This is a genomic window from Lysinibacillus sphaericus (genome assembly GCF_001629735.1).
GTDB lineage: Bacteria > Bacillota > Bacilli > Bacillales_A > Planococcaceae > Lysinibacillus > Lysinibacillus pinottii.
Map to the genome: position 1 here is coordinate 3,806,244 of NZ_CP015224.1, position 13,083 is coordinate 3,819,326.

At 36.9% G+C, this 13,083-nt stretch carries 10 protein-coding genes; 1 reads left to right on the forward strand and 9 read right to left on the reverse strand.

Annotation, left to right across the window (positions count from 1 at the left end; all coding sequences use genetic code 11):
- Window positions 1-228: 228 nt before the first annotated feature.
- The 7 genes from A2J09_RS18740 to A2J09_RS18770 all read right to left on the reverse strand — a co-directional run bounded on the left by A2J09_RS18740 (window position 229) and on the right by A2J09_RS18770 (window position 8,872).
- On the reverse strand, window positions 229-1,527 hold the full coding sequence (locus A2J09_RS18740; protein WP_012296198.1) for a S1C family serine protease: 1,299 nt from the start codon (window positions 1,525-1,527) through the stop codon (window positions 229-231).
- A 165-nt stretch (window positions 1,528-1,692) separates the two neighbouring features.
- On the reverse strand, window positions 1,693-2,481 hold the full coding sequence (locus tag A2J09_RS18745) for an MBL fold metallo-hydrolase (RefSeq protein ID WP_012296199.1): 789 nt from the start codon (window positions 2,479-2,481) through the stop codon (window positions 1,693-1,695).
- Window positions 2,481-3,302, reverse strand: coding sequence for a two-component system regulatory protein YycI (locus tag A2J09_RS18750; protein ID WP_012296200.1), 822 nt, complete (start codon window positions 3,300-3,302; stop codon window positions 2,481-2,483). Before A2J09_RS18750 ends, A2J09_RS18745 begins: the two co-directional genes overlap by 1 nt.
- On the reverse strand, window positions 3,289-4,614 hold the full coding sequence (locus A2J09_RS18755) for a YycH family regulatory protein (RefSeq protein WP_031415815.1): 1,326 nt from the start codon (window positions 4,612-4,614) through the stop codon (window positions 3,289-3,291). The genes A2J09_RS18750 and A2J09_RS18755 overlap by 14 nt, the downstream gene beginning before the upstream one ends.
- Window positions 4,611-6,476, reverse strand: a complete 1,866-nt coding sequence (walK, locus tag A2J09_RS18760) for a cell wall metabolism sensor histidine kinase WalK (RefSeq protein WP_036162489.1) — start codon at window positions 6,474-6,476, stop codon at window positions 4,611-4,613. Before walK ends, A2J09_RS18755 begins: the two co-directional genes overlap by 4 nt.
- Window positions 6,477-6,481: 5 nt before the next feature.
- Window positions 6,482-7,195, reverse strand: a complete 714-nt coding sequence (gene yycF, locus A2J09_RS18765; RefSeq protein WP_031415820.1) for a response regulator YycF — start codon at window positions 7,193-7,195, stop codon at window positions 6,482-6,484.
- Between the two features lie 213 nt (window positions 7,196-7,408).
- Complete coding sequence (locus tag A2J09_RS18770; RefSeq protein WP_036162490.1) at window positions 7,409-8,872, reverse strand: peptidoglycan DD-metalloendopeptidase family protein; 1,464 nt, start codon at window positions 8,870-8,872, stop codon at window positions 7,409-7,411.
- A gap of 398 nt (window positions 8,873-9,270) precedes the next feature.
- On the opposite strand from A2J09_RS18770, the gene A2J09_RS18775 reads away from it, so the two are divergent.
- Complete coding sequence (locus A2J09_RS18775) at window positions 9,271-10,134, forward strand: YitT family protein (protein WP_051563363.1); 864 nt, start codon at window positions 9,271-9,273, stop codon at window positions 10,132-10,134.
- Between the two features lie 49 nt (window positions 10,135-10,183).
- Here the strand turns inward: A2J09_RS18775 and A2J09_RS18780 are convergent, their stop codons facing one another.
- Together A2J09_RS18780 and dnaB are read right to left on the reverse strand one after the other, a co-directional pair.
- On the reverse strand, window positions 10,184-11,473 hold the full coding sequence (locus tag A2J09_RS18780) for an adenylosuccinate synthase (RefSeq protein WP_012296206.1): 1,290 nt from the start codon (window positions 11,471-11,473) through the stop codon (window positions 10,184-10,186).
- A 236-nt stretch (window positions 11,474-11,709) separates the two neighbouring features.
- Window positions 11,710-13,071, reverse strand: a complete 1,362-nt coding sequence (gene dnaB / locus A2J09_RS18785; RefSeq protein ID WP_012296207.1) for a replicative DNA helicase — start codon at window positions 13,069-13,071, stop codon at window positions 11,710-11,712.
- Between the last annotated feature and the right edge of the window lie 12 nt (window positions 13,072-13,083).

Below are 13,083 nucleotides of genomic sequence, written 5' to 3' on the forward strand. Positions count from 1 at the left end.
TTTTCCGAAATTTCCACAAACTTATTCACATTTCGGTCTATGTTATCCACAACCTATTGTATCAAAGGAATAGCATCTATGGAAGAAGCCCCTTTTTCTCACTGTTTATTGTATAAAATCAGTATTCGCAATTTTCTAGTTATCCACAATATTTTATTAAAATACTTCTTTATCTCCACAAAAAAGCAGTGGAGATTATTTTTCAATCCCCACTGCTATTCATCTTTTTTACAATGAATTACTGTTTGTTAATGTAAGTGATAGTTCTACTAATTTACCTTGTCGGTAAACTTTTAATGTTAATTGATCACCAATTTTTTTCTCATTATATAGGTGTTTACGCAAATCGATAGCTGTTTCAATTTTTTGACCATCCATTTCCACAATCACATCATATTGTTGGACACCTGCTTTTGAAGCTGCAGAGTTATTCATTACATCTGTGATTACAACACCTGTTGTTACCTCAGCAGGTAATTTTAATGTTTGTTGTTGATAGAAGGCTGGGACATCTGTTAAGTCAGCTAATGAAATTCCCATAGTTGGACGTTTCATTTCACCATTTTTCTCTAGCTCCTCAATAATTGGAATGGCTGAATTAATTGGAATAGAGAAACCTAGACCTTCTACAGAGGATTGTGCAATCTTCATGGAGTTAATTCCTATTAACTCCCCAGCTAAATTGACAAGTGCTCCTCCACTATTCCCTGGATTAATGGCTGCATCTGTTTGTAATACTTCTTGTTGCCAGTCTTCTGTGCCATCACCGTTTAAGTCTACTGGTACAGAACGATCCTTACCTGAAACAACGCCTGTTGTCACAGAGCCATAGAAGTCTAAGCCAAGTGGATTACCGATTGCTATAACAGTTTCCCCTTGCTTTAACACATCGGAGTTACCAAATGTCGCTACTGTTTTTACATTCTTTGAGCTAATTGAAATGACAGCAAGATCTGTCCAAACATCGTGGCCCACTAATTCTGCTTGCTCTTTTGTTCCATCAGGCATTGTGACCTCTAATTGTTTAGCTCCTTCAATTACGTGATTATTTGTTACAATAAAGGCTTTATTACCTTCAATTTTATAAACTACACCGGAACCGCTTCCCGCTTCTTTTGTTGTTGTCGATTGAGGGCTCCAAAATCCTCCACTTGTTACTTCTTGGATATTAGTAATACCCACAACGGCCGGAGAGGCTTTATCAACGGCTTTTGTAACATCTGTCGTCACCTCTGTGGCAACTTGGTTTATGGTTGTATCATTTTTCCCTGTATTACTCGATGTTGTACCAGGCATTTGGTTGACCAGACCCGGCATCATCAGCCATACAAGTAAGGCACCAATAATGACACCGACCAAGCCACTAAAGAAATAACCACCTTTTCCTCCGCCTCCACCTTTCTTTTTATGACGCTTGGCTTGCATTTCTTGCTCCTCGCGCTCTAATCTTTCTTGAAGAGGTGATTTCGGGATTTCTTCATTTTTTAGGAAATCACTGTTTTTATCATCATCTTGAAAGTAACTCATGTTCCTCATCCTTTCCTATACTGCTTTTGTTAATTGTTACCCTAATCTTACGATTCAAACATTAAAATCAGATGAAAAACAAATAAAATGGACATAAAAATAGCTGCTCGACACATTACTTCAAATGTGTCGAACAGCTTTAAGTCTTACCTAAATAAATAGTCGTTAAACCGTAACCAATTTTGTTGGCTCCTCTGCATCGGTATCAAAGAGATGAACATGCTCGCCAACCATAATGCCACAGGACTGTAAGGTTTGTGAGACACTCATGCGTGCTAGTTCTTTCATATTATTATCCTTACTTAAATGCGAAAGATAGATATTCGTAGTCTTATCAAATACAACCTCACTCATTGCAATCGCTGCATCTTCATTGGATACATGTCCTACATCGCTTAAAATACGACGTTTAATGGACCAAGGATAACGTCCCATTTGAAGCATATTAACATCATGATTACTTTCAAAAACAAACGAGTCAGCTCCGCGTATAATACCTTTCATACGATCACTAACATACCCTGTATCCGTGATAATAACAAGCTTGCGATTATCCTCATGGAACGTGTAGAACATTGGATCTGCTGCATCATGTGAAACAGCAAAGGATTCAACCGCTAAAGAGCCAAAATGCTTCACTGTATCCATATCAAATTCAAAGCGTTGCTCTACAGGAACTTCACCAATTAGTCCGTCAATTGCCTGCCATGTTTTGGCGTTTGCATAAATCGGTACACTATATTTTCGTGCCAGTACGCCTATCCCTTTAATATGATCACTATGCTCGTGTGTAACGAAAATACCACTAAGCTGCTTCACATTACGATCGATCTTTGTAAATAGCTGCTCCATCTTTTTGCCACTAAGGCCCGCATCGACGATAAAAGCGTAATCATCATTCTCTACATAAATCGAATTCCCTGTACTGCCACTTGCTAAAACACTAAATCGCATTATTCAACTCCCCAGTCTTCTTCTTCGCCCTCTTGCTTGTCCTCCTGGATTTCAATGACTTTGCCTTCGACTGCATTGACAAAATACTCTTCTGTTTCTCCATCCGATAATTTCACTCGTATCTCCCATGTTGGCACTAATACCTGTGTACGAGTTAATTTAACAAGTGTTGAGTAACCTAACTTCATTTGCGTAATACGTGAGTCTGGCTTGAGCGGTCCTTTTGCATATAAAGTTTGAATAATTTGAAGTGGAGGAATGACAGTTTCCTGTTGTTCCATTTCTTCAATATTATCAATCATTGTTTGTTCATACATTGTTACTTCATTGTTGGTATTCCATTTAATTTTCAATGAACCATTATAATAGAACATTCGATTATTCGTTTTTTGGAAAAAAACAGCGACTCGTTCTTCACGGTCTACTTTCCACAAAGCATAGGATGCTCCTTCATTTACGTTTGCAAGAGCAAAATCCGTAAAGCTTGCATCATCACTCACATTACGTAATTTAACAGGCTTGATGAAAATAGCACGTGCCTTTGTATTATTGTCCCTAAATTTTATTTGTTGATTGCTATTACTAAATTCATCTGTTGTGAATTTATGCACTTGAGCTGTCATATACGAAGCAGATTCAATATTATTTGGTAATGTGCCGTACGTAATATTATCATCCTTTAAACGAGCTTCTATTGTTTTTTCACCTGGAACCTCAATATCTTTCGCCTCATTATAGCGATTTACATAAAGTGAATATAAGAAGATGTTTAGAATTAAAAAAACGAATATAAAAATAGATTTTGTTCTATTCCAATCCATTTTTAACACCTCCTAAAACTTCAGGGGTTAGTTTAATCCAAGATCCATTACGAATGACAAACCAACATGGTTCAAATGTAAATATATTTAGTTCTTGATTTTGTGTTAAATAATAGCCCAAAACAATTTCATCAATATCTGCTAAGGCAATATTATTCGCATTTTTTAATCTTTCAGCAATATCTGCACCCGAAGGTAATTCCTTGATTTCCTTTTCAGCCTCAATATCCATATCTAATGAGAAATATGGACGTTTATAATGGAAAATCCGGCTATCTCCCCAAATTGTCGTCATTCGGGTAATGACATGATTACTATAGACCGGTAATCCCTGCAAATATAATTGATAATCCATTTGATTTTTATTGGTGCTAGTTGAAGCATAGCGGAAATCTGCAGTAAATCCTCCATGCTCGTTGATAAATTCAAAGCTATCTTTTAGAAGTTTTGAAGGCTCAATTCGAATACTGCTTTCTGCAGCTGGATAAACATAGTTTAATGACTTTAGATTTGTATCTAATGTCATTAATGACATACCATCTGTATATTTTTCAGAAGATGCACTTTCAACATTACGTCGCACTATATTTGGATCTGTAAATAACACATTTTTAAATAATTCTGGTGTGATTTCTTCAATATAGTACGTAAATTTTACAGATTCCATTTTATTGCTATCTACATAAAGGGCTGTTTGATTTTCTCGCTCAATTTCTTTAAAAGCGCCATATTTTTTTGCAGGCTCTATGACTTCCTGTATAAATTGGCTCATGTTTGGCACGCTGACATGTGAGCGGAATAATGATTGGTTATTCCCACTAATGTAATAAACCATTAACTCTTTGGTGTTCGAATTACTCCAGTCAATAATCATACGATTGAAGGTTGTTTCTGGTAACTCTTTTTCAGCAAACTGAAAAATTGTGTTAAATGCTGAAAATGGAACCTCACCAGTGAAAAAGATGGTCATTCGATGATCTGCTCCAATAATTTGATTCACATAGTTTGGTGAAAGATTGTTGTTAACAGGCTCTAAATCTAGGACGTTCCAGCCTTTAAATGTTTTCATCAAATTCTTCATCGCATTGTTAGATACTGTGCCTGTAAATTCTTCATCAAAACGGAAAATAGCCTTGTATGGACGAATAATATCCTCCATTTCCTTTTGCGGCTTAATTAAAATTTCCTTTCGCTCTGTATTTTCAATATATTTATAATCCGGTGTGTACGTCCAAATTAAAAAGGTTAGAATCACACTTAGCATGACAAGTAGAAATAAAACAGCAGATTTAACTGGCTCTATATATTTCATTCCCACTCACCCGCCTCACCAAATTCATCTGCATCGTATGGTAATGTGAAGAAAATTGTCGTGCCTTGCCCTTCCTCACTCTCAGCCCAAATCTTCCCGCCATGTGCTTCAATCATTTCCCGCGCAATAGCAAGTCCCAAGCCTGTTCCTCCCATGGAACGAGCACGGGCACGATCAACACGGTAGAAGCGATCAAAAATGCGGCCTACATTTTCTTTAGGAATTCCCATGCCATCATCTGAAATCATGACTTTCAACATATCGCCTTGTCCAGTGAACCCAAAGCGTATATTCCCACCGTCTGGTGAATATTTGATGGCATTTGAAATGATATTATCAATGACCTGTGTCACCTTATCCGTATCAATTTCTACATAAAAGGAGGTTTCAGGGAATAATCGTGCAAACTGTACTTTATCAGACTTGGACATTTCAAAACGATCGATAATTCGGTTAAAGAATGAATTGAATAAGACAATATCTTTATTTAACTCATAATCTGAACTATCCATTCGTGATAATTGCAATAAATCATTGACTAGTCGAATCATACGTTCTGTTTCAGTTTGCGTTACATTTAAAAAGGTAGGCGCAATATTTTCATCCTTCCATGCACCATCTGCTAGTGCCTCGAGATAGCTACGCATTGTTGTTAATGGTGTTCTTAATTCATGTGATACATTCGATACAAACTCTCGACGATCCATTTCTATCTTTTCCTGCTCTGTTATATCGTGTAGTACAGTTATAAGACCATTAATAAAGCCTGTCTCTTTTTGAATAACCGAGAAATTGGCACGTAATATATAAGGAGCATCTGACGTACTAAAATTTAAATTGATAGCATCGCTCATATGAATTAAATCTTCAAAGCTATATTCCTGATCAATCCCCAATACCGAGGCAATGGGACGACCTAATGTAATATCTCTTGAAATATGCAGTAACTGCAGCGCCGGGTCATTAATTAAAATAATACGTCCCTTGCGATCTGTCGCAATAACGCCATCTGTCATATTACTAAGGACTGAGTCTAACTTTCGCCGCTCTGCATCAGTAGTGGATTGTGCCTCTTGCAAACGATTCGTTAAATGATTAAAGGTAACGGCAAGCTGACCTATTTCATCCGTACCATATACTCTTACCTTGCGAGAATAGTTGCCCTTTGCCATCGCTTGAGCCTGCTTTCGCATATCAGCAATTGGTTGTGTAATTGTTCGCGCAACGAGAATACCTAAAAAGATGGTAAAGACTAACGACATAGCTGTACCGCCAAGGAAAATACGGTTAATTTCATTCATTTGTTCAAAAACGGACTCAATATTCGCTTCAATATATAGAACACCAATAATTTCATCATCTGGCCCTGCACCAGCTCGAATTGGGTTTGCTAATACCCATACTCGATTCCTCGTTTTGTTATCAAGTTTAATGATATCAAAGAGCGTTTCAGCAGATATAGCACGACGCACAAGGTCTGTGTTAGAGCGTTGTCCTATTAAATTTTGATTCTCAAGCTCAGATGTTGCCAGTATCCTTTGTCTATCATCAATGACACGAATTTCTAAAATATCACCATTAGAAACATCTCTTAAACCAGTTGAAAACTCCATAACGATTGATTTCAAGCTTTCCTCTAGTTTAGGCATGCTTTCATCGCGTTCCTTTAAAATTTCCTCACGAAGACTATATTGCATCAAGTCAACTCGCTGAAAAATAGAATCTTGGAAGTTGCTCTTCAAATTTTGTTCTAACTGACGGGCGAAATAAATACCGATAATTTGTAAAGCAAGCAATATTAATAAAATATAAATTAGCACGAGTTTGACATGAATGGATTTAAAGAAGCTCACTTTCTGCATTCCTATTACTCCTGTTCAGGATTTCGTAAGTAATAACCTACACCACGTCTTGTGACAATCCAAGCAGGGTGACTAGGATTATCCTCAATTTTTTCACGTAAACGACGAATTGTTACGTCAACAGTACGAACATCACCAAAATAGTCATAGCCCCATACCGTTTGTAATAAATGCTCACGGGTCATTACTTGGCCAATATGTTTGCCTAAATAATGTAGCAGCTCAAATTCCCGATGTGTAAGCTCAATGGCCTCATCACGCTTCATTACTAAATATGCATCTGGTTGAATAACAAGGGATCCTACAACAATTTCGTTTGATTCCTCTTCTGCCTCTTCTGCTACAGGTGCAGCAACCTGTAAACGTCGCATATTGGCCTTTACACGAGCAATAAGCTCTCGTGTACTAAATGGCTTAGTAACATAATCATCTGCACCCATTTCTAAGCCTAAAACTTTATCAATCTCAGAGCCTTTAGCCGTCAGCATAATAATAGGGAAGTCATATTTTTTTCGTACCTCTCTACACACTTCCATACCATCACGCTTTGGCAGCATTATATCTAGGAGCATTAAATCTGGTTGTTCCTCCTCAACCCTCTTTAGTGCCTCATCCCCATCATAAGCACAAATCACTTTATATCCTTCTTTTATTAAATTAAATTGCAGAATATCTGCGATTGGTTTTTCATCATCAACAACTAAAATTGTTTTGTTCATTCATTTTCTCCCTTTCGTTTTTTATCTATTCTTAAACATTTTGTAATTGTAAGTTCACTACTCTTAACTCTATCATGCTTTCAGTTTCCTTGCATTAATCGTTCATCAATCACTTTAAATACTTTGACATAATGGGCTATATTTCAACAAATATTTCTCGGGAAATAATAGAAAAGACAGCCCACTATTTGGACTGTCTACTATTCAAAATGTTTATCGACCTACATATGATAACGGGTTAACTAATGAACCGTTCTTTTCAACTTCAAAGTGTAAATGTGTGCCTGTCGAATTTCCAGTAGAACCCATAATACCAATAACAGAGCCCTTTTCCACTACTTGTCCCACTTCAACATTAATAGAAGATAGATGTCCATATAGTGTTGTATAGCCATTATTGTGATTAATAACAATGCGATTACCATAGGTACCAGACGTACCAGCTGCACTAACTACACCATTATCAGCAGCCAAAATATTATAGTTACTTGGACGAGCGATATCGATTCCACGGTGGAAGGCGCCCCAACGTTCACCCATACCACTTGAGATATAGCCTCCTACTGCTGGCCATGAAAATTCTCCTGTTCCACGTGAAGAGATTACCTTTGTCCCTACTACTTCAATTTGATCCACTGGCTCTTGGACAATAGTTTCTTCTAATGCTACTTTTGATGTTTGTTTACCATTTTCAGATGTTAAAGCGTATGTTGTTTCTTTTTTACCGTTAGCGCCTTCTTGCTTGACGACCTTTTCACCTTTATACATGGTAGGATCTTCTTCCACTACTTTTTTGAATGGAATTACATCTGCTACTTTCTTTTTCTTTTTAACCTCAAGATTTACAAATGGCTTAGCCACCGTTACATTTAATTCCTGCCCAACTTGTAAAACAGTTTCAACTGTTACATCTGGGTTTAAAGCTAGAAGCTCACTTGTCGTTAGATTATGCTTTTTGGCAACAGAACCTAATACATCGCCTGATTGAATTTTATAGCTATCTTGTTCAAGGAAGCCGGTCATTAAATAGTTTACAGCTTGCTCAGGTGTTAAGATTTGAGTCGGTGTAACTTTTTGTGATATCCCTGAAACTTCCTGTTTAAACGAAATATCTAAAAGTCGTGATTCACCTGCTTGTAATTCTGGCAAATTAATGGTAGATTGCTGGTTTTTCGTTAATTTATCTAACTCTTGCTGAGAAATATATTGTAGCTTCAACAATTGAACTGTTTTTTCATAGGCCTCTGTATTTTTTAATGATACGACTGGCTTATGATTTACTAGTAATGTAAAAGCATCGGATTTTGCTACTAATGATTGCTTAAGTTTTGATAATGTTTCTGCATCTTTTGTTTCATTCGTAAAAACTTGTTCCGGGATTATTTTGACAGATGAGCGAGCATCAATTGATAATTCTTTGAATTGCTGACTCGCTTCTTTTTCTTTTGATGTAATAATTTCTTGAATAGCATTCTCGTTAGATACTGCACCAATATAGTCTTCTCCCACATAGACGTGGTATATTTTATTTAAATTTTCTTTCGTATGTTCTTTAGCAAAACCCATATTTATCGTTAGGCTCGTCATTAAAACTGCTATAATCGAAACCTTTTTGAAAGAAGAAAAATTGTAGGTGAATCTATTGTTTTCTTCTTTTTTATTCCAAAACGAATTCATCAATAAAGCCCCTTCCAACTTTCCCCTGTGGTAGGATGATTTACCCACAAGGATTTTTTGCACCCTTATAATGTACCATAAAGAAAAAAGCGTTTGAATGATTTCACTCTTTTGTAATGTAAATGTATTATTTATCTACTAATTGTTACATAGAAAATATTTTATATAGTTGATAAATACTGTATTTTTATTCATTAAATGGGTGTTGAACAATGTTATTTGTTTTATGAATAACCATATACTTTGCCATTGGTATAGTATTCTTTTGTTATTTTCAAGTGAATTTAGGCATAATACTTTTTACTTTTTTAATATTCCGATAAAATATAAAAGAAGGCACATTATGGATTGGAGCGATTAAATTGAGTGATTCACAGACCTCTGATATGGCAACTAAAATGTTGCGGCATCAGAAAAGTAACATGTGTAAAACATTGCTAAGAATTATTATGGTATCGTTAGGTGCAATCATTATGGCTTTGGGCTTAGAGTTATTTTTAGTACCCAACCATATTATGGATGGAGGCATTGTAGGTGTTTCCATTATTACATCTCATTTATTACATTTACCCCTTGGTATTTTCATCTTCATTTTAAACTTACCTTTTATTTTTTTAGGCTATAAACAAATTGGTAAAACCTTTGCACTGTCTACAGGTCTAGGTATTACAGTACTCTCTACAGCAACACTTGCCTTACATAACCTACATCCATTTACGGAAGACACATTATTGGCTACAGTTTTTGGTGGAATGATTTTAGGAGTTGGTGTCGGTATTGTCATCCGTTATGGCGGTTCTTTAGATGGAACTGAAATATTGGCTATTTTATTTAATAGTAAGACTCCTTTTTCAGTTGGGGAAATAATAATGTTCTTCAACATCATTATTTTTGCAGTGGCTGGATTTGTATTTAACTGGGAACAAGCCATGTACTCCATCATTGCTTACTATATTGCTTATAAAATGATTGATATTGTCATTCAAGGTTTGGAAGAATCTAAATCAGTTTATATCATAAGTGATGCTATTGATGAAATTGGACAAACCATCATGGATCGACTTGGCCGTGGTGTGACGTTTCTTCACGGTGAAGGGGCTTATACAGGAAATGATAAAAAGGTCATCTTTACTGTCATTACTCGTTTAGAAGAATCCAAACTGAAAACAATTGTTGCGGATATTGATGACAATGCATTTTTAGCCATTGGTAATATTGCAGAGGTAAAAGGTGGTCGCTTTAAAAAGAAGGATATTCACTAAGAAAAGGGCGTACCATATACGGCACGCCCTTTTTATTGTTTTTATTTAATTATGCTTCCCAAACATCTACTAAAACGTTTGTTTGCTCACGAGCAGGTCCAACTGAGAAAGTAGCGATTTGAATACCTGTTAATTCGCTAACACGCTCTACATAGCGTCTTGCATTTTCAGGTAGCTCTTCTAAAGTACGGCATGCTGTTACATCCTCAGACCAGCCTGGAAGCTCTTCATAAATTGGTTCACATTGTTCAATAATATGAAGGTTTGCTGGGTACTCTGTAATCGTTTCACCTTTATAGTTATAGGCAGTACAGATTTTTACTGTCTCTAAACCAGATAAAACATCAATTGAGTTAAGTGCCAGATGTGTAATACCACTTACGCGGCGTGAGTGACGAACAACTACAGTATCGAACCAACCTACACGGCGTGGACGGCCTGTTGTTGTACCATATTCTCGACCAACTTCACGAATTTGCTGACCTACTTCATCAAATAATTCAGTAGGGAATGGACCATCACCTACACGAGATGTATAAGCTTTAGATACCCCAATAACACTTGTTACACGTGAAGGACCAACACCAGCACCAATCGCTACACCACCTGCTACAGGATTTGAAGATGTAACATAGGGATACGTACCTTGATCGACATCAAGTAAAATCCCTTGTGCGCCTTCGAATAATACTTTACCGCCCTCATCAAGTACATCATTCAAAATTTTAGATGTATCTGTCACATATTTTGCAATTTCTTGGCCATAGCCATAGTATTCCTCAAAAATTTCTTCAAAAGTAAGACCTTCAACTTCATAGAATTTCTCGAACAATTTATTTTTAATGGCTAAATTATGACGTAGTTTTTCTTCAAAAATATCCTTATCAAGTAAATCAGCCATACGGATACCAATACGAGCTACTTTATCTTGATAACATGGTCCGATTCCTTTACAAGTTGTTCCGATCTTATTATCACCGCGGCTTTCTTCATCCGCAATATCTTGCTTGATATGATAAGGCAAAATCACATGCGCACGATTAGAAATACGTAAATTATCTGTATTTATGCCACGCTCTTGTAAGCCTTTTAGTTCTGTTACTAATGATTTTGGATTGACAACTAATCCATTACCAATAACTGAAGTTTTTTCTTTATAGAAGATACCTGATGGAATTAAATGAAGTTTATATGTTTCACCATCAATTTTAATAGTATGTCCTGCATTATCTCCACCTGCAAAACGAGCGATTGCATCGGCTTTTTGCGAAAGGAAATCTGTAATTTTACCTTTTCCTTCGTCTCCCCACTGTGTTCCTACAACTACTACTGATGTCATAATCAGCACCTCCGTTAGATACCTGTGTATCTCAATTTTTAAGCCTCAACCATTGTAACAATGATAGAAACACCTCGTCAATAAAAAACAGTGAAAAAACACGAACATAAAATCAAAAAATCTGATTTAACGTTCGTGTTTAATAACAGAATGGTATGAATATTATCGAACATTCAGATTAATTCAGTCTAAGGTTAATTTGAAAAGGCAATTTATCTGAATGACGAGCAACATGACTAATCACGTGGCGGTGGCGGTGGCATTTGTGACCAATCCACATTAATGAATTTATTGAACTCTTTTTTAAAGGCAAGTGTAACTGTCCCCGTTGGACCGTTACGTTGCTTTGCAATAATAATTTCGATCATATTTTTACTTTCAGACTCTTTATCGTAATAGTCATCACGGTATAAAAAGGCTACAATATCTGCATCTTGCTCAATACTTCCCGATTCACGTAAGTCACTCATCATCGGACGTTTATCTTGTCGTTGCTCAACTCCACGAGATAGCTGTGATAGGGCAATAACAGGTACCTTTAATTCACGTGCTAGTCCTTTTAACGATCGTGAAATCTCCGATACCTCTTGCTGACGGTTTTCCCCTGGTTTCCCGCTACCTTGAATAAGCTGTAAATAATCAATAAGGATCATTCCAAGCCCATTTTCCTGTGCTAAACGTCGACATTTTGCACGAATTTCATTAATGCGAACACCTGGTGTATCATCAATAAAAATCCCCGAATTCGATAAACTACCCATTGCCATAGTTAGTTTACCCCAATCTTCCGTAGTTAAAGCACCTGTACGTAAAACTTGTGCATCAATATTTCCTTCTGCACAAAGCATACGCATGACAAGTTGCTCTGCACCCATCTCTAAAGAGAAGATGGCAACATTTTCTCTTGCCTGTACGGCAACGCTTTGCGCAACATTCAATGCAAAGGCAGTTTTCCCTACGGATGGGCGGGCAGCTACAATAATTAAATCGTTGCGTTGGAAGCCAGCAGTAATGTTATCTAAATCACGGAAGCCTGTCGGTATACCCGTTACATCTCCCTTTTGCGATTGAAGCTGCTCTATGTTATCGAAAGTTTCCACTAGCACGTCTTTCACATGCTTAAAGTCCCCAGCATTCTTCCGATTAGCAACCTCCATCATTTTTTTCTCTGCTTCGCCTAGTAATGCCTCTACTTCGTCTTCTCGTGTGTAGCCATCTTCAACAATTTTAGTAGCAACACGAATCAATCGACGTAACAGTGCCTTTTCCTCAACGATTTTGGCATAGTGAGCGACATTGGCAGCTGTAGGGACAGCATTGGCGAGCTCTAGTAAATAGGATAGCCCGCCAACGTCTTCAATCTCTTTTTTAGCTGATAATTCTTCCGTAACTGTTACAACATCTATTGCTTTCCCTTGATCACTTAACCGCAGCATTGTTTCAAAAATTTTCTTATGGGCATTTAAATAAAAATCATCTGCCAATAAAATTTCCGATGCCGTGATTAAAGATTGTGGCTCAAGGAAAATAGCACCGATAACCGATTGCTCCGCCTCCCGGTTATGCGGTGGAACGCGGTCCATCATCGGTTCGTTCATGGATCGTCGCTC

What these genes read in the sequence shown, in the direction of transcription:
- A2J09_RS18750 (WP_012296200.1), bottom strand. Translation starts at nt 3,302, where the DNA reads ATGGATTGGAATAGAACAAAATCTATTTTTATATTCGTTTTTTTAATT.
- A2J09_RS18770 (WP_036162490.1), bottom strand. Translation starts at nt 8,872, where the DNA reads ATGAATTCGTTTTGGAATAAAAAAGAAGAAAACAATAGATTCACCTAC.
- A2J09_RS18780 (WP_012296206.1), bottom strand. Translation starts at nt 11,473, where the DNA reads ATGACATCAGTAGTAGTTGTAGGAACACAGTGGGGAGACGAAGGAAAA.
- yycF (WP_031415820.1), bottom strand. Translation starts at nt 7,195, where the DNA reads ATGAACAAAACAATTTTAGTTGTTGATGATGAAAAACCAATCGCAGAT.
- A2J09_RS18745 (WP_012296199.1), bottom strand. Translation starts at nt 2,481, where the DNA reads ATGCGATTTAGTGTTTTAGCAAGTGGCAGTACAGGGAATTCGATTTAT.
- A2J09_RS18740 (WP_012296198.1), bottom strand. Translation starts at nt 1,527, where the DNA reads ATGAGTTACTTTCAAGATGATGATAAAAACAGTGATTTCCTAAAAAAT.
- dnaB (WP_012296207.1), bottom strand. Translation starts at nt 13,071, where the DNA reads ATGAACGAACCGATGATGGACCGCGTTCCACCGCATAACCGGGAGGCG.
- A2J09_RS18755 (WP_031415815.1), bottom strand. Translation starts at nt 4,614, where the DNA reads ATGAAATATATAGAGCCAGTTAAATCTGCTGTTTTATTTCTACTTGTC.
- walK (WP_036162489.1), bottom strand. Translation starts at nt 6,476, where the DNA reads ATGCAGAAAGTGAGCTTCTTTAAATCCATTCATGTCAAACTCGTGCTA.
- A2J09_RS18775 (WP_051563363.1), top strand. Translation starts at nt 9,271, where the DNA reads ATGTTGCGGCATCAGAAAAGTAACATGTGTAAAACATTGCTAAGAATT.